Origin of the sequence: Duganella guangzhouensis (assembly GCF_009674535.1) — a bacterium.
GTDB classification, from domain to species: Bacteria; Pseudomonadota; Gammaproteobacteria; order Burkholderiales; family Burkholderiaceae_D; genus Rugamonas; species Rugamonas guangzhouensis.
The window spans coordinates 52,025-68,963 of record NZ_WKJK01000001.1; the positions used below are offsets into that span (position 1 = coordinate 52,025).

Genomic DNA, 16,939 nt, shown 5'->3' on the forward strand with positions numbered 1-16,939 from the left:
CGACGGAGATTAATCGGATAAAAAACGTGTTCATGGAGAACTCCTAAAAATTAAGTATGCGTTCAGCATCACGCGTGGGTGCTGAACACAAGAATCAATTGATGTACTGGGCCAGCTGCCAACAGAAAAGTCTATGAGCAGGAGGCAATGCTCTGCGTTGCCAGCGGATACTCTGGTATCGCAGTCCAAGGGGAAGCTATCAGTTGCGTATGGCGAGCCTACGATCCAAATCTCAATGGATCGGCAGGCATATCCTTAATCTAATTGCGCCAACAGCAGTAAAGTACGCGCAGCGTCACCGACGGTGACGCGATGGGCCGCGAAATTGCAACCGCAGCATGGCCGTTCGGCTCCCTTTGCCAAGCGTCGGCCCCGCAGACGGTATTCGAGCGCTCTGGCGTGCCAATCGCGCGCACAGTGACTGGTGGCGCAATACAGCAAAAGGAGAAAGACTTACAGTCCACTGCTGGCGCTTTTGTTGGCAGTGCCTCCATGGAGGCTGCCACCGGCATTTCCATCTGCAACGGCAAGCTCTGGGATATGCCGGGCAGTTGCAGGCTACAAAGCAGGAGGACACATTGGAGCCACAGCACCATGCGCTTCATCCGGGATGAAGTGGCGATGCGTTTCATAGACGATCGCTCCCTGATGTCGATGCGGCTGTGGCGCGGTTGGACCTGCGCCGTATCAGTAAATACACCGCCGGCACGACAAACATCGACAGCAGAGGCGCAGTGATCATGCCGCCCACCATCGGCGCTGCGATACGCTGCATGACTTCGGAGCCGGTACCGGATCCAATCATGACCGGGACCAGGCCGGTGATGATCACAGCGACCGTCATGGCCTTCGGCCGTACACGCTGCACGGCACCTTCGCGTATGGCGTCAAGTAGGTCGGCTTCGTCTGTAGCTCCCCTTGTGAGACGGGCTTCCCACGCGTGCTTCAGGTACAGCAACATAATCACACCAAACTCGGCCGATACGCCGGCCAAGGCGATGAAACCAACTCCGCTGGCGACCGACAGGTTATGTCCCAACACCCAAAGTAGCCAGATACCTCCCGCGAGCGCGAACGGTAGCGTCGCCATGATCAGTGCCGCTTCGTCCGCGCGCTTGAAGGTCAGGTACAACAGCACGAAGATGATGAGCAAGGTCATGGGTACGACGACCTTGAGTTTGGCAGTCGCGCGCTCCAGGTACTCAAATTGACCTGACCAGGACACCGAGTAGCCGGCGGGAAGAGCCACCTCCTTGGCGACTAGCTGTTGCATCTCATGTACTGCAGAACTGAGGTCCCGGCCCCGGATATCGACGTACACCCAGCCCGACAACCGTGCGTTCTCACTTTTGAGCATAGGTGGACCGTCTTCAATCCGAATCGTGGCCACGTCGCCGAGCCGAATCTGCACGCCGCGCTCGGTCAGCACCGGCAGCTCACGCAATTTTTCGACAGAATCGCGTACCTCGCGTGGGTAACGTACGTTGATCGGAAAGCGCTGCAGGCCCTCGACCGTTTCTCCGACGTTATCGCCGCCGATGGCGCTCGATACGATGCTCTGCACGTCGGCGATGTTCAGGCCATAACGCGCCGCCGCGTCGCGGTCAATATGGATATCGACGTAACGCCCTCCGTTAAGTCGTTCGGCGAGGGCAGACGACACACCCGGCACATGCTTTACGACCCGCTCAATCTCTCCGGTGATACGGTCGATCTCCTGCAGGCTCGCGCCGGCCACCTTAACGCCGACCGGGCTCTTGATACCAGTGGCCAGCATGTCAAGGCGGTTGCGGATCGGCGGCACCCAGATATTGGACAGTCCAGGCACCTTGACGATGCGGTCCAGTTCTTCGACCAGCTTATCGGTGGTCATGCCCGGTCGCCATTGGTCGCGTGGCTTGAACTGGATAGTCGTTTCAAACATCTCCAGGGGTGCCGGATCGGTGGCGGACTCGGCCCGGCCTGCCTTGCCGAAGACAGTTTGGACTTCAGGCACAGTTTTGATCAAGCGGTCTGTCTGCTGTAGCAGCTGCGCGACTTTACCTGCGCCGATGCCAGGCAGAGCCGACGGCATGTATAAAAGATCCCCCTCGTCCAATGGCGGAAGGAATTCACCGCCCAGGCGCGACAACGGCCAGATCGTTGCCAGCGCAATCATGGCCGCCGCGACCAGTGTGGTCTTTGGACGGCGCAGCACAATTTCCAGTAAAGGCCGATAAAGAGCGATCAACCATCGGTTCAATGGGTTTTTCTGTTCGTCCGGGATGTGCCCTCGGATCAGGTAGCCCATCAACACCGGAATCAATGTGACCGCCAAACCGGCTGCCGCCGCCATCGCATAGGTCTTGGTAAATGCCAGCGGCGCGAACAGACGGCCTTCCTGCGCCTGAAGTGTAAATACGGGAATGAAGGACAGTACGATGATCAGCAGCGAAAAGAACAGCGCCGGGCCGACTTCGGCCGCCGCATCACCGATCACCGTCCACTGGGCGTCGCCGGACAGCTTCTGGCCAGGATGGGCGTGATTCCACGCCTCGATATGCTTGTGGGCGTTCTCAATCATCACGACTGCGGCATCCACCATGGCTCCAATGGCGATCGCGATGCCGCCCAAGGACATGATGTTGGCGTTCACACCCTGGTAGAACATCACGATGTATGCGATCAATATCCCCAAAGGCAGCGATACGATAGCCACCAGCGCCGAGCGGATATGGAACAGGAAGATCGCACAGACTACCGCGACGACGATGAACTCCTCAATCAGCTTGTGTTCAAGATTTTCGACCGCGCGCTTGATCAGATTGGAACGGTCATACACTGGTACGATTTCGACACCGGCCGGCAGACTCGATTTCAGTTTGGCGAGTTTGGCCTTGACCGCTTCGATGGTTTCCAGCGCGTTCTTCCCGGAGCGCATGATGATCACGCCGCCGGCGACTTCGCCTTCACCGTTCAGTTCCGCGATACCACGCCGCATCTCCGGTCCTAGCTCGACCCGCGCCACATCGCTCAGGCGTACCGACACCCCAGCATCCGTGGTCATCAGCGGAATTTTCCGGAAATCGTCGAGCGATTGTAAATAGCCGGACGCACGCACCATGTACTCTGCCTCGCCCAACTCCATCACGGAGCCGCCGCTTTCCTGATTGGCGCGCTGGACGGCCTCAATCACCTTGCCGTGCGGAATTGAATAGGCGCGCAGTTTATCGGGATCAAGCACGATCTGGTATTGACGCGCCATGCCACCAACACTGGCCACCTCGGAGACATTCGGAACCGTCTTCAGTTCGAATTTCAGGAACCAGTCCTGAAAGGCCCTGAGCTGAGAGAGGTCTAACTTGCCGCTCCGGTCGACTAGTGCGTACTCATAGATCCAGCCCACCCCGGTTGCGTCTGGACCGAGCGCTGTCTTCGCCTGCACCGGTAGGCGCGATTGCACTTGGTTCAGGTATTCGAGCACGCGCGACCTGGCCCAGTAGGGATCGGTACCGTCCTCGAACAGGATGTAGACGAAGGAGTCGCCGAAGAAGGAATAGCCGCGCACCGTCTTCGCGCCGGGCACCGACAGCATGGTGGTGGTTAGCGGATAAGTCACCTGATTCTCGACGATCTGCGGCGCCTGGCCTGGATAGGTCGTGCGAATAATCACCTGTACATCGGACAAGTCCGGGATCGCGTCCAGCGGCGTGCGCGTCAACGACCAGACTCCCCATCCAGCGATGAACAACGTGGCCAGCAGGACCAGGAAACGGTTGCTAATCGACCAGCGAATCAATTTCGCGATCATTTTGTCGCTCCCGTCGGCGCCGTACGCATCTTCATGCCGCCTATGGCCTTGTCATTGGTGACGGGAACATCCGCGACCGGCGAAATGGCGACAATCTCAAAGGCGCCGTCGTCACGTCGCTTGATGTCGAATGCCACTCGGTCGCCGACGCCGACATTGCGCGGCGGCCCCGACGGCGCCGTCTTGAATCCCATCGTCATCGCCCCCCACTGCAAGGTGGAGATCGGGCCATGGGAAATCGTGACTTCGTCCTTGCCGATACGTTCCACTTTGCCCTGACCGTGATGGAGCGGCGCCTCTGGAGCAGATCCGGGAGGCTGGACGTCGCCCATGCGGGTTGTGGTTCCCTTCAGACTAGCTTCGGAATCGAGCAGGAACTGGCCCGACAGGACAATTTTTTGCCCGACGTTCAGGCCCTTGAGAATCTCGGTCTGGCCATTGCTTTCGCCACCGAGTTCGACATCGACCGGTTGAAACTTACCACCATCCTGCGCCAGTATTACGACGCTGCGCGTACCGGTCTGGATCACCGCCTCGGACGGCACAAGTAACACCTCGGCGCCACGGCTCGATGCGAAGGTAATAGTAGCGAACATGCCCGGGACTAATTGTCCTCCAGGGTTCGCCAGCTCAATCCGGGCTTTCAGCGTGCGTGTGGCAGTGTCCACCTCCGGCAGTACCGCGCCGACCTTGCCTTTGAAGACACTGCCCGGTATCGCCGGCGAGCGCGCTTCGACCGCATCTCCAGGGCGGACCTTGACCGCAACATTCTCCGGCACGTCAGCGTTCACCCAGACAGTGGACAGGCCGTTGATGCGAAACAGTGGCGCACCCAACACCACGGTCATTCCCTCACGAGCGCCCAGCTCCGCGACCACGCCGTTGATGGGCGCGGAGATAGTGATACGCGGATGAACCTTCCCGCTCGATTCGACAAGCTGAATCTGAGCGTCCGTCATACCGGCCAGGCGCATGCGCTGTCGGGCACCATCGACCAGCGATGCGGTGTCACCGCCTTGCATACGGCGGGCCGCGAGGTATTCCTCCTGCGCCGCGATCCAGTCAGGAACGTACAAATCGGCCAGCGGCTGTCCGCGTTTGACGGGATCGAGTGCGGCGCGAACATACAGGCGCTCAATAAACCCGTTGCTGCGGGCCTGCACCAGCGCCACGTCGCGGTCGTTGTACGCGACGCTACCGACCGCAACGACACCGGACGGCAGCCGACCAGCTGTAACAATCGCGGTACGAACGCCCAGGTTCTGTTGGACGCGAGGGCTGATGGCGATGGATCCGTCGTCGCCATCAGCCCCGGCATAGACCGGCACAAGCTGCATGTCCATGAATGGCGACTTACCGGGTTTGTCGAACTTCTGACCAGGTACCATTGGATCATGCCAGTACAACGGTTTCTTGCCCGTGTCACTTGCAACTTGCGCAGTGGCGCCGTTGTCTGACGTGGACTGCATGCCTTGATGTACCCCAAACCGGTAGGCGCCATATCCTCCCCCCACGACAGCGATGGCGGCGATGGCTGCGAGAATGTTCTTGTTCTTCATTTGGATTCCTGGTCGTTAGTGGTCGCGGAGTGCTGTGCGGTTCCGCCCTCGGGAAAGAGGAAATTCAGTTGTGCCCACACGCGCGCGGTGTCCAGTTCAACTTCCAGCGCTTGCAGGTGAATCTCAACCTCGCCGCGCCGCGCGGCCAATACGTCGGCCAGAGTTGCTTTCCCCCCTCGATAGGCGGCCAGCACTGCCTGCCTGCGCTCGGTAGCCAGTGGCAGCGATTCACGCGTGTAGCGGGCAATCCGCTCTCGGCCGCTCTGCCAGGCGATGATCTTGCTGCGGGTCTCGGCAACATGCTCGCGCAGCATCTCGTCACGCTCGGCCTTCGCCTGTTCAACCAGGGCGAGCTTGGCGGTCAGGTCACGGTCCTGTCGGTTTTTTCTATCCCACTGTAGCGGCACCGAAAGACCGACCGACACCATGTTCGAATAGGCAGACCCGCGCTGCTGGAACGCGACTTCGACACTCCAGTCGGTGTGCTGATTTGCACGCGCTAAATTGGCGTCGGCTTGAGCGATGTCCTCCTGCTTGTTGAGGACTGCAATCTCCGGGTGATGAGCGAGATCTGTGTCGAGCGAGGCTGGATCCAGGCGAATATGATCGATATCCGGCCCGCCAGCTACCGAAGTCTCTTCGCCCGTCCAGCGGGACAACATTGTGTGGGCAACGCGCTGGCGACGCTGAACTTCGCTGGTGCGGTCATCTAGCGCAAGCAATGCAGATCGGGCCGCGAGAATATCGGCCGAAGTGCCACGCCCACCACGGTAGGCTGCTTCAGCGGCTTCGATCTCCTGACGAGATATAGTCGCTTGGGTGGAAACAACGCTGGCCATTTGCTCTGTGTAAAAAACCTCCAGCCAGGCGACGGCTGCATCGCGCTGAATGGCCGCCAGCGCCATGTCCTTTTGCGCTAGAGCTTTATCGCCTTCTATCTGATAACGAGCGGAACGCCAGTGCAACTTGTCTGCGCGCGTTAGCTCCTGGGACACGCCGATGCGGCGCATGGTCATGAAGTCACTGCCTAGACTAAGGCGTTCTGATCCGCTGACAGGTAAATTGTCGATGCCTATCTTCAGCACCGGATCGGGGCGTTGGGCGGCGGCGACCGCCATCTCATTGGCGGCAGTGATTGCCTGATCTTGGACGCCCAACTGGCGCGAGCGGGTGACGGCCCGCTGCTGGGCCTCACCGAGTGTCAGCGGCTGAGGCGTCGCCAGTGCGCCATGAGCAGCGGCGAAAAACGAGAGCGCGAGCGTAGCCTTCGGTATGCTCCGAAAACGGATAGCTCGCGCATTGGAATGCGCGAAAAACGGGGATGGCATGATATCTCCAGAATGCGATGGACAACACCACGTGCCTGGGTGGCGACGCGGTGACGAACTACGTGCTCTGGAGGATTAAATTCGGAAACAGCAGTGCTGGATGGCTAAGGGGGGGGCCGTGGTGCGCGTCAGCGGGACAGATTCAAGTGCGGAAGAAAGAGAGATAAAGGAGCGTTCGATACGCGGAAGCACAACTTCAAGGCTGCATGCGATGAATGGCTGGACGGTCGGTGTGCCAGAGGTATCTGCTGATTGGTGGCCATTGTCGCAGTGTGCGGCGCAAAGAGCGGGGCTGCTCTTGTCCATGCTCATGTCGGTGCAACCAGGCATACCTGCCATGCCGACCGACTCTACCGTCTGCGCCTTATCCGACATCGGGCAGGCATATGCAGAAACAGCCAGCTGAGCAAACAGCAAGCTGAACAGCATAATGATGGCCGCGATCGCGCGTGTAGGTTGTGACAGTTTCATGGTCAGCAGATGTTAGCACAACTCATCAGTCTATACCGAAGCGGTCAATAATAGGCGCATGGCTGTTCGCTTACCGGGCAGTGGATTGAGCTTTCTTCCGTCCGTTCCGCTACATTTTCTGTACTGCAGATAGGTCCCAGGCAGCTGGCAGTGCTATTGCTCCATGCGGGAAACTTGCGAAGTTCCCTTGTCCCTGATCTTTACCGCTCCCAAATAAAATGCCAAGGAGATCAGCGACACGCACAACAGGAAGAAGAGAAAGATTCCCGGGCTGGGATAGGCGCGCAAAATGGCGGCCGCAACCAAGGGACCGGCCGCCTTAGCGAGTAGCGAAGGCCCAGACATCGCACCTGAAATGGCCCCGTAGTTCTTGCGTCCGAACATCGCTTGAGGAATGGTTCCGCGCACGATCGTCAGGATGCCATTGCTCAGGCCATACAGGATGCAGAATAACGCGACCGACCAGGCTTGGCTGCCGTATATCAGTAGTGCCACAATGGCGGCCGGCAACGCAGCGAAAGTAAATTTCCCAACCGTTTGCGGCGTCGCATCCTTGGCAAAGGTTTTCTCGCAAATGCGGCCAACGACCTGCATCGGGCCGATCAGCGTCGACATCAGCACCGCCATGGCGACAGTGTGGCCGAAGTCCTTCAGGAGCGGGATCAAGTGTACGGAAAGAGCCGAGAAAATGAACATGTTGGCGGAGAACGCCATCGCCAATTTCCAGAACGCAGGATGGCGCAGTGCCCCTGCCAGGGTGTGGCTGTGCTCTGGGACCGAATGCGGCCCATGTGCGTCCGGTGCATCGCGGCCCAGCATCAGGTGTAGCGGCAGACAGATGAGCAGCTGCACCATCCCGAACCAGAAATACGTGTCCCGCCATCCGAGCATTACACTAAGCTTTAACGTCAGCGGCCAAAATATCGTGCTCGCGAATCCGGCGAACAGTGTGAGCGTCGATATCGCCTGCCGGCTACCAAGTGCAAATTTGCGGTTGATTGTAGCGAAGGCGGCTTCGTACAGCGTCAGCGACATCGCCACTCCGAGTAGCGTCCACGCCGCGTAATAGGACACGACGTCAGTGACGTGGCTCAGCCAGATCAGCCCGGCGCCGCAAAGCGCCGACCCGATGGCCATGACCCACTGCCCGCCGAACCGATCCAATATCATGCCCGTCGGTGCTGCGACCAGGCCAGCTACCAGCAGACTCCACGAAAAGGCCCCGTACACCAATTCCTCTCGCAAAGCGAGGTCATGCCCAATACTGGGGGCCAGGATGCTGAACGCATAGTAGAGCGATCCCCACGAAGTGATTTGGGTGAAGGCGAGGATGCCGACGGTGTGCCAGGGACGGTGCATGCGGTGTTCCTTCCGGTGTCATCAAGCTGTCAATTTAATTCGATATTCTTTGAAGTGTCGCAGCTTATGAGGTATTATAGTTCAATGCTTATTGAATTATGAAAGTATTGACCATGGACACCAAGGAAGTTTTAGCCGCTCTGGCGGCCATCGCACAGGAAAGTCGGCTGGCCATTTTCCGCCTGCTGGTCCAGGTCGGCCCAGAGGGGATGGCTGCTACGAAGATAGCCGAGCAGCTCGATATCGCGCCTTCATCGTTGTCGTTTCACTTGAAGGAGCTGACGCACGCAAAGCTGATCACTTCGCGCAGCGAGGGCCGTTTCATCATCTATTCGGCCGATATCGCCGTCATGAACGGCCTGATCGGTTACCTGACTGAGAACTGCTGCGGCGGTATTCCTTGTGGCCCCTTGGGTTGCGACACCAACCAATCGCCTACCTGAACTGGAGAAATCACATGCAAGAGAAAGTCTACAACGTACTGTTCCTCTGCACCGGCAACTCGGCGCGCAGCATCATGGCCGAAGCGCTGGTGACGACGATGGGCAAGGGGCGCTTCAAGGGCTACTCTGCCGGCAGCCATCCGGCGGGTGCCGTCAACCCGTTGGCGATTGAGCAGATCGCACATACCGGCTATCCGATCAGCGACCTGCGCAGCAAGAGCTGGGACGAGTTCGGCGTTCCGGATGCACCGCACATGGATTTCATTTTCACGGTTTGCGACAACGCAGCTGGCGAAACCTGCCCGTACTGGCCCGGCCACCCGCTGTCGGCACATTGGGGCTTCGAAGATCCTGCTGCCGTTAACGGTACCGACGAAGAAAAGCGCGCTGCTTTCAATCGCATTTTCCGCCAGATCATGGCTCGTATGAACATCTTCGTCAGCCTGCCTTTACACATGCTGGAGAAAAATGCGATCCAGCGTGAAATCCAGGCGATCGGCGCCACCGAAGTTTAATTCTGACCTGACAGACCATGAATATCCTGTTTCTCTGCACCGGCAACTCCTGCCGCTCGGTTCTGTCCGAAGCGACCTTCAACCACCTGGCACCGGTCGGCCTGAAGGCGATCAGCGCCGGCAGTCAGCCAGCTGGCCAGCTACACCCGCGCGCAGTTTCCCTTCTGACCAGCAAGGGCATTTCCACCGAAGGCTACTACAGCAAATCTTGGGACAACCTTCCAGTGATGCCGGATATCGTGGTCACCGTCTGCAGCAACGCCGCCGGCGAGACTTGTCCCGCCTATCTAGGCCCGGTGCTGCGCACTCACTGGGGCGTTGATGATCCAGGCCACGTGGTCGGCACTGAGGAAGAAATCACCGCAGCCTTTGAGAAGACGTACGGCATCATCCGTGCACGGATTGAGGCGTTCCTGGCGTTGCCAATGACCGATCTCGACGACAAGGCAAAACTGAAAGCCGAGTTGGACAAAATTGGCACCATCCTGGCGTAACCACGCCAAGATTCTGAGCTGTCCACGCGGTCGGCTTACTTGCAACGTTGAGACAAAATACAAGGACAAACCGTGCTCACCGCATTTCTGATCTTCCTCGCTACCCTGATTCTCGTTATCTGGCAGCCGCGCGGCCTGGGCATCGGCTGGAGTGCATCGGCCGGCGCCCTGGTGGCGCTATTGGCCGGGGTCATTCACGCCTCCGATATCCCGGTCGTCTGGCACATTGTCTGGAATGCGACTGGCACGTTCGTTGCGGTCATCATCATCAGCCTGCTGCTGGACAAGGCTGGCTTCTTTGAATGGGCAGCGCTGCATGTTGCTCGCTGGGGCAAAGGCAGCGGCCAGCGCCTGTTCGTGCTACTGGTCCTGCTCGGTGCTGCTGTGGCGGCCTTGTTTGCCAATGATGGCGCCGCATTGATCTTGACGCCGATTGTGATCGCCATGTTGCGCGCATTGCGCTTTTCTGCCAAGGCAACGCTGGCGTTCGTCATGGCCGCAGGTTTTATCGCGGATACCTCCAGCCTGCCGCTAGTGGTTTCGAACCTGGTCAACATCGTCTCTGCGGATTACTTCAACATCGGCTTTGCCCGTTATGCGGCCGTCATGGTGCCGGTCGACCTGGTCGCGGTGGTCGCCACGCTAACGGCGCTGATGTGGTTCTTCCGCAAGGACATTCCAGCCAATTACGACCTGGCACAGCTGAAAGCGCCTGAACAGGCGATTCATGATCGGGCGACGTTCATCACCGGATGGTGGGTACTTGGCTTGTTGCTGGTCGGTTTCTTCTGGCTTGAGCACGTCGGTGTGCCGATCAGTGCGGTGGCCGCCGCCGGCGCGGCATTGCTGCTCATCGTAGCGGCGCGGGGGCATAGGATTTCAACGCGCGAAGTCCTGGGCAACGCACCTTGGCAAGTCGTAGTGTTTTCGCTGGGGATGTACCTGGTGGTCTATGGCTTGCGCAACGCCGGCCTGACTGACTACCTCACTGCTCTGCTCAATGAATGCGCCAATTACGGCGTGTGGGGCGCCGCGCTGGGAACAGGATTCATCACCGCGATCCTGTCTTCGATCATGAACAATATGCCGACTGTACTGGTTGGCGCACTGTCGATCGACGCCACAACCGCTCAAGGCGTTGTGCGCGAGGCGATGGTCTATGCCAACGTGATCGGCAGCGATCTCGGTCCAAAGATTACACCGATCGGCAGTCTGGCAACACTGCTTTGGCTGCACGTGCTGGCCAGCAAAGACATCCAGATATCCTGGGGCTATTATTTCCGCGTTGGCGTGGTCCTGACCCTGCCGGTGCTTGCAATCACGCTGGCCGCACTTGCCGTGCGCCTGGCATAAGGAGAGTTTCATGTCCGTGACGATTTACCATAACCCGGATTGCGGCACATCCCGCAATACGCTGGCGATGATTCGAAACGCCGGTATCGAGCCTACCATTATCGAATACCTGACGACCCCACCGACTGCGACCACGCTTGTGGATTTGATCAAGGCCGCTGGCCTGACAATTCGTGAAGCCATTCGCCAGAAAGGCACACCGTATCTGGAGCTGGGCCTCGATTCGCCGTCTGTGACGCACCAACAGTTGATCGAGACGATGGTGGTGCATCCCATCCTGATCAACCGTCCATTCGTGGTAACGCCACTGGGGACTCGGCTGTGCCGGCCATCGGAACTGGTCCTGGACATTCTGCCGCAGCCACAGCGCGGAGCGTTCACCAAAGAGGATGGCGAACGCGTTGTTGACGAAAACGGAGCGCGCATCAAGCATGGATAAAATTGTCGACCTGCCCAACATCAATCCATCGCAGCTTGATGTGCCGACCGTGGACAAACTTGCCCAAGTCGGTGACATGAACCATCCTCCGCGCATTCTGATGCTGTATGGTTCCCTGCGTGATCGCTCGTTCAGCCGCTATCTCACTGAAGAAGCCGCCCGCATCCTTGAACACTTCGGCGCCGAGGTGAAGATATTCAATCCAATGGAGCTGCCGATGGTCGGTAGCGTGCCCGAGGATCATCCGAAGGTAGTCGAGCTGCGTGAGCTATGCCTGTGGTCGGAAGGTCAGGTATGGTGCAGCCCAGAGCGGCACGGCACGGTCACTGCCGTGATGAAAAACCAGATCGATTGGATTCCACTGGAAATGGGGGCGATTCGTCCAAGTCAGGGACGCACGCTGGCAGTTATGCAGGTGTGCGGCGGCTCACAGTCGTTCAACGTAGTCAACACTCTACGTCTACTGGGCCGCTGGATGCGCATGTTCACGATCCCGAACCAGTCTTCAGTGCCGATGGCGTACAAGGAATTCGACGAGACCGGCCGAATGCGCCAGTCGGGCTACTATGATCGTGTGGTCGACGTCATGGAGGAGTTGTTCAAGATGACACTGCTACTGCGTGGTCGGGCTGACTACCTCACAAACCGTTACAGCGAACGCAATGAGCGTTCGATGAAAGCGATTACCCAGACGATCCAAAAAATATGAGCGATAAAGTTGAAGCGGCTATTCGAGATGCCACGGTAGGTGATGCCAAGGTGCTCACTGCCATTTACGACCATTGGATGCAAATACTCACGTCTAGTCTTCGGATCATCCGCGCACGTCACGAGAGTAATTCCTGGGTGCAGTTTCGCCTACTTCCGATAGCCTTGACATTATCTGATATTCGGATAAATTGAATTTATCCGAATATCCGATACTAATCATGCCCATCCCTGCGACCTCTCTTCGCGTCATCACTGCCCCGCACCTTGGCCAGCTTCTTGTTTCGACTCGCAAGCGGCTCAAGCTGACCCAAACCACGGTGGCAATTCGCCTTGGGTTGAGCCAAAATCGTATTTCTCATTTAGAAAAACATCCAGACGAAATCAGCTTTAAACAACTGCTCAGCTGGTGCTCGATACTTGAGCTGGAGCTCTGGTTGGGGGAGGGAGACACATCTGGCTCAAATGGAACGGCGGAGTGGTGATGTTCGCACCCGCCTAACCTGAAAGGTGTGTTGCCAGTGCCATCGACAGGTGACCACGCAGCTCAAGGCGGAAGTGAACGAGAGACGTAAATAACGACTTACGCTAAAACAGGTGCACGAAGACCTGAAAGAGTTTGAGTTTGAGAGATCTTATTATTCTGTTTCAGCGTTCGCGAGGGAGAGAGGGGCAAACTGACCAGGTCAATTCAGCGAGCAAACGAACGCATAGACAGAATTTTTTTTGAAATGTCCCTCCGGCGGCGGCAAATAGTACGAAACTTAGGAACAAGCTCTAACTCTTCGGGCATTTGCAGTCAAATCGAGGCGGGGAGCTAGACGGGTACTGTAGCTGGTAACGCAAATCTTTCGGTCTCATCCCTTCACTAACGATGAGTCACGCGGCCATATCTTGCGTTGATTGCTAACTGGCCCGTTGTAAGAACTGCTGTCCCAACTCACGTTGAAGGTTCCGGAGAGTGATTCGCATATAAATACATTGCGACCATGTTTATCGAACGCACTAGACACTGCGGTAATCTGACGCAACTGATCTGCCTCGCCATCTTCGAACGGCGTCTCTTGGGTTAGGCGGGTCTCTACTGGGTTCGCTTCCTTTATGAATTGCAATGCATCTCCCAGGCTATGAAGACGAAATCTTCGCAACACTTGATCTTTGGAGAATTTCTCAGGCAGGACGACATCCAGCCGATAAGTTGGTGTATTTAGTGCAATTTCAAACATTCGGTATTGCCGAAGGTCGGGCTGCCCAGCTAGCGCCCGAAGTATCTCGGTACCTTCCATGATTTCCCATGACTCGATTGTCTGGAACATATTGACTCCGTTTTAGGTTTGTGCGGTAAATGGTTCGGCCTAGCTGATCGGGCGAAGTGGATTTGTTTCGTGCTTATCTGTTTTGCGGAAAGTATATTAACGCAGGAAATAACGGACATGTCCGTTGGATCTTCCGGAAGTATACCCGGATCATCCGCATGTGACCAATATTTCTCCAAAGCGTAAACAGCCTCCTCTAGTAGCCGTCGGCGCTGCGATTAAATCTCTGCGTCTAGATCGAGGGCTAACACAAGAAGGGCTCGCTGCGGCGGCCGGTCTGAATTTGAGTTATGTAGCGGCTGTGGAGCGAGCTGACAACAATCCTACATTGCTGACTTTGGTTGCGATTGCTAGCGCGCTTGGAGTGTCTGTGGAGCAATTGCTAGGGAGCGCACGTGTTTAATGCCCGTTTTTTGCAATTTCGTGTCTCGGCCTGGTTGCCCCTTTTAGCTTCAGTCGCTATTAATCTTGCTTCGATCCATTTTGGGCGTGATCCAAGATATGGGCGCGATTTCATAGCGAACTGAGTGCCTCCGATAGTCTACGCAACCGTGTGACGCTGTTTGATGCGCGTACACGGCTGCGAAGTCTATTTTGGATTCTAAGCTGATGCTTTCGTTATCGTTATGAGTAAGTGTTTAGGAAAAGCCGGCCGCTTATCTGGTCGTAAATGACCATTCCTTAGTTATGGCCGCGCCGTTGTTGGTGCCGGCGAACCTCACGTTGTAAGTGATGCCGGACTTAAACGGAGCCTTGGCGATTAAGAAGGCAACGTTGCTGGCCAGATAGGCGTTTGGATCGTTTGAACGGATCATCAGACGGGCGTCCATCGGTGCTGCTTGGCCAGATTCCGTCACCGTGAAGGTGGTAACAGCGATGGTGTTGCCGGTTACGACTGAAACGCTGATTGGGTAGCTCGTCTTGGTCGGAAAGTCGTCATTGGCTGTGGACAGGTCAGGGAACGGATTTGGCGCTTCCACGTAAGCATGCAGAGCTACTCCGGTCTGACCGTTGGCTGGGTATACGCCAACATAGTCCGAAGCGACCGACTGATTGGTTTTCAGGCCCATTTCCATGACCACGGTTTGCGACTTGTCGGTGCCTACCGCTACGCCGATTTCACGCACATTTTGCAGCATCAGACCGGCACGGTGGTACACGGTTTGAGCCAGCGTAGCGAAGGCCGCAGCACCGCCCTGATTGCCGCCGAAAGTGACCTCTTCGCCAGTGTACGAACCATCGTAGCCAGCGAATTTGGCACGATCACCTTCTTGGACGCCAGTGAACTTAGCCAGAACGCTGTTTTCGATGTGCAGCATCGAGCGGCCGGTGGCCGGATCAAAGCTGTTGAAGTTAACTGTGCCCCCGTTGTTGACGTCGTTCGCCAGCAGGTAGCTCAGATGGCTGGTCGAGGCGGTGTCCAGCTTGATGTTCTGGGCCAGCAGTCCCAGACCTACCTTGCTGCGGAAGTCGTTGAGTGCCGTAACGAAGGCATATTCCTGGCTGGTTGCCGTGTAGGTCAGTGCTGGCACAGAAGTTTGGGTGTCGCCTGGCGTTACGACGGGGTTGGCAGGCGTTGTCGGCGTGGTTGGACCTGCAGGTGCAGTCATCGCGGTATTGCCCCCATTACCGCCGCAGCCAGTTGCTAACACTAGGATTACCATTGACGCGAGAAGAGAACGAGATTCTGAGTTATACATTTTTTACCGAATAATTTAACTGCAACGATTTCATGTGTTAATTAAATGCCGTCCGAGCTTTCTGAATGATGCGGAGTCGAACTTTGGGCGAAAGCTTTTTGCTGCAATAAAGAATCCATATAAGTTGTACAGCCCAAATGCTAAGCGCGCCGAAGATCATGAGGGGGGCTAAGATGCTCTCGCTTAGGCCAAACAGAATGGCCTTGAAAGCATAAATTGGGATCACAAGAATGATCGGTGCGATGAGTAGTGTGCTCATGAAAGTTATAACCCCCCAGAGCAAAGCGCTTACGATCATCTGCCTTAGTAGCGCGGGTGAGGGGTCTGGAATTCGCTCGATCTTCCCGTCTCCTTTTTTTATCGCACATAGATGTACGCCGTGTTTATCTAGACGGCAAAGCGAAAGTTCGACTTCGTTACCGGCCTGATTTTCCAGCGTATTAAGTAAATAGTCTGCGACCCAGCAATCGTCAAATCGTTGGTCTCCAACCTCAACGTATGCAAGCTTTGTGTGTCCGTTGAGCCAAACACCATGGGGAACAGCGGCAAGTCGCCCACGCATCACGAATGTGCTCATATTTTCCGATTCGGCCATGACTCTGCTTTCTGGTGCATCTGGGCTCCTAAGAAACTTGTCTAATTTACGCACGCCAAGCGTGCCTTACCACTATTGGGATCCGTTGTTTTGCCGTGGGCGTAACGAACTTTTTGCTCAAAACAACGGACATGTCCGTTGTTTACGTTGAAGTATAGCCTGATTAATTGTCTATTGGCAACACTCTCGTCATGCACAGCCCAACTTTTCGCGAAACCAGCCGTTTTTGCGCGCTACCGGCTCATCTTGATTGCTGTGTGATCTAAGGGGAGTTGCGGAACGTTACGCCGGGAGGATGGTTCCTTGGCTAAACGTATGCCACTATCAGGAAAAGGGGCTAATTACCGCTTCGTAAAATCCACTGAGGAAAGAAATGCAAAAGCAGATTGGTTTTTTGCTTCGTGCCGAGCTTCGGTGTCATCGTCCCGGTGAAACAGCCATGAAAAACAGTAACTAAATCAATGTACACCTAGCGCGCTGAGTGTACTAATGATACTGTATCTGCGAAATTGCTTCCGGAGAAATGGGAGAGAATTATGGAGTTCGGGCCATGTTTTACGCAGGTTGCGCTTAAAACTTGAGCTAATGCAGAGTGATCTGGATTCGATTGTCAGCATGCAGCCGAAGTCCATATCTTCGCTGGAGATGGGCCGGCGTGAGCCTAGCATTGATGCTTTGCTCAAGCTTGCTCACGCGCCTGAAATGCCGCGTGAGAATTATTGGAGTAGCTCTGGAGGCGGCTATGTTGCCAGTGTAAGTGCCACGAGAAAACGATCAATAAATATCCACGGCCGTTCGGAACTTGGTGTTGAACTAGCAGGCCGTAAGCTGAAATAAAGACGTATAACCTTAAAGTTGGTAGAAAGTAC

Annotated in this window: 18 protein-coding genes; 9 read left to right on the forward strand and 9 right to left on the reverse strand. The window is 56.4% G+C overall.

Translation table 11 applies throughout. The annotated features are described in order from the left end of the window. Positions 1-260 precede the first annotated feature (260 nt). The 6 genes from GJ699_RS00205 to GJ699_RS00230 form a co-directional block, all read right to left on the reverse strand. The gene (locus tag GJ699_RS00205; RefSeq protein WP_154371957.1) at positions 261-632 is read right to left on the reverse strand and encodes a hypothetical protein; all 372 of its coding nucleotides are present in this window, start codon (positions 630-632) and stop codon (positions 261-263) included. Further along, positions 629-3,790: an efflux RND transporter permease subunit gene (locus GJ699_RS00210; RefSeq protein ID WP_154371959.1), complete on the reverse strand. Its 3,162-nt coding sequence runs from the start codon at positions 3,788-3,790 to the stop codon at positions 629-631. The genes GJ699_RS00205 and GJ699_RS00210 overlap by 4 nt, the downstream gene beginning before the upstream one ends. Further along, positions 3,787-5,349, reverse strand: a complete 1,563-nt coding sequence (locus GJ699_RS00215) for an efflux RND transporter periplasmic adaptor subunit (protein ID WP_154371961.1) — start codon at positions 5,347-5,349, stop codon at positions 3,787-3,789. Before GJ699_RS00215 ends, GJ699_RS00210 begins: the two co-directional genes overlap by 4 nt. Continuing rightward, positions 5,346-6,677 (reverse strand): TolC family protein, encoded by a 1,332-nt coding sequence (locus GJ699_RS00220; RefSeq protein ID WP_154371963.1) that lies wholly within the window; start codon positions 6,675-6,677, stop codon positions 5,346-5,348. The genes GJ699_RS00215 and GJ699_RS00220 overlap by 4 nt, the downstream gene beginning before the upstream one ends. A 75-nt stretch (positions 6,678-6,752) precedes the next feature. After that, positions 6,753-7,148 (reverse strand): hypothetical protein, encoded by a 396-nt coding sequence (locus GJ699_RS00225; RefSeq protein WP_154371965.1) that lies wholly within the window; start codon positions 7,146-7,148, stop codon positions 6,753-6,755. A 153-nt stretch (positions 7,149-7,301) separates the two neighbouring features. Continuing rightward, positions 7,302-8,507, reverse strand: a complete 1,206-nt coding sequence (locus GJ699_RS00230) for an MFS transporter (protein ID WP_154371967.1) — start codon at positions 8,505-8,507, stop codon at positions 7,302-7,304. 113 nt (positions 8,508-8,620) lie between these two features. Here GJ699_RS00230 and GJ699_RS00235 point away from each other — a divergent pair, with 113 nt between their 5' ends. The 7 genes from GJ699_RS00235 to GJ699_RS00265 all read left to right on the forward strand — a co-directional run bounded on the left by GJ699_RS00235 (position 8,621) and on the right by GJ699_RS00265 (position 12,944). Continuing rightward, positions 8,621-8,950, forward strand: a complete 330-nt coding sequence (locus tag GJ699_RS00235) for an ArsR/SmtB family transcription factor (protein WP_154371969.1) — start codon at positions 8,621-8,623, stop codon at positions 8,948-8,950. Between the two features lie 14 nt (positions 8,951-8,964). Next, the gene (locus GJ699_RS00240) at positions 8,965-9,465 is read left to right on the forward strand and encodes an arsenate reductase ArsC (RefSeq protein ID WP_154371971.1); all 501 of its coding nucleotides are present in this window, start codon (positions 8,965-8,967) and stop codon (positions 9,463-9,465) included. A 17-nt stretch (positions 9,466-9,482) separates the two neighbouring features. Then, a complete protein-coding gene (locus tag GJ699_RS00245) occupies positions 9,483-9,959 on the forward strand; it encodes an arsenate reductase ArsC (protein ID WP_154371973.1) in 477 nt (158 codons plus the stop codon). Between the two features lie 72 nt (positions 9,960-10,031). Continuing rightward, a complete protein-coding gene (locus GJ699_RS00250) occupies positions 10,032-11,312 on the forward strand; it encodes an arsenic transporter (protein WP_371867400.1) in 1,281 nt (426 codons plus the stop codon). Positions 11,313-11,322: 10 nt separating this feature from the next. Further along, the gene (gene arsC / locus GJ699_RS00255) at positions 11,323-11,751 is read left to right on the forward strand and encodes an arsenate reductase (glutaredoxin) (protein WP_154371975.1); all 429 of its coding nucleotides are present in this window, start codon (positions 11,323-11,325) and stop codon (positions 11,749-11,751) included. After that, positions 11,744-12,460: an arsenical resistance protein ArsH gene (gene arsH, locus GJ699_RS00260; protein ID WP_154371984.1), complete on the forward strand. Its 717-nt coding sequence runs from the start codon at positions 11,744-11,746 to the stop codon at positions 12,458-12,460. Before arsC ends, arsH begins: the two co-directional genes overlap by 8 nt. A 220-nt stretch (positions 12,461-12,680) precedes the next feature. Further along, the gene (locus tag GJ699_RS00265; protein ID WP_154371986.1) at positions 12,681-12,944 is read left to right on the forward strand and encodes a helix-turn-helix domain-containing protein; all 264 of its coding nucleotides are present in this window, start codon (positions 12,681-12,683) and stop codon (positions 12,942-12,944) included. Positions 12,945-13,316: 372 nt separating this feature from the next. Here GJ699_RS00265 and GJ699_RS00270 read toward each other — a convergent pair whose 3' ends face one another. After that, on the reverse strand, positions 13,317-13,775 hold the full coding sequence (locus tag GJ699_RS00270; RefSeq protein WP_154371988.1) for a hypothetical protein: 459 nt from the start codon (positions 13,773-13,775) through the stop codon (positions 13,317-13,319). A 160-nt stretch (positions 13,776-13,935) separates the two neighbouring features. On the opposite strand from GJ699_RS00270, the gene GJ699_RS35230 reads away from it, so the two are divergent. Then, on the forward strand, positions 13,936-14,178 hold the full coding sequence (locus tag GJ699_RS35230; protein WP_371867443.1) for a helix-turn-helix domain-containing protein: 243 nt from the start codon (positions 13,936-13,938) through the stop codon (positions 14,176-14,178). A gap of 253 nt (positions 14,179-14,431) precedes the next feature. On the opposite strand, the gene GJ699_RS00280 is transcribed toward GJ699_RS35230, so the two are convergent. Both GJ699_RS00280 and GJ699_RS00285 read right to left on the reverse strand, forming a co-directional pair. Beyond that, positions 14,432-15,307 (reverse strand): CAP domain-containing protein, encoded by an 876-nt coding sequence (locus tag GJ699_RS00280; RefSeq protein WP_195763416.1) that lies wholly within the window; start codon positions 15,305-15,307, stop codon positions 14,432-14,434. Between the two features lie 205 nt (positions 15,308-15,512). Further along, the gene (locus tag GJ699_RS00285) at positions 15,513-16,070 is read right to left on the reverse strand and encodes a hypothetical protein (RefSeq protein ID WP_154371994.1); all 558 of its coding nucleotides are present in this window, start codon (positions 16,068-16,070) and stop codon (positions 15,513-15,515) included. A gap of 489 nt (positions 16,071-16,559) precedes the next feature. Here GJ699_RS00285 and GJ699_RS35235 point away from each other — a divergent pair, with 489 nt between their 5' ends. Then, positions 16,560-16,907 (forward strand): helix-turn-helix domain-containing protein, encoded by a 348-nt coding sequence (locus GJ699_RS35235; RefSeq protein ID WP_154371996.1) that lies wholly within the window; start codon positions 16,560-16,562, stop codon positions 16,905-16,907. The last annotated feature ends 32 nt before the right edge of the window (positions 16,908-16,939 follow it).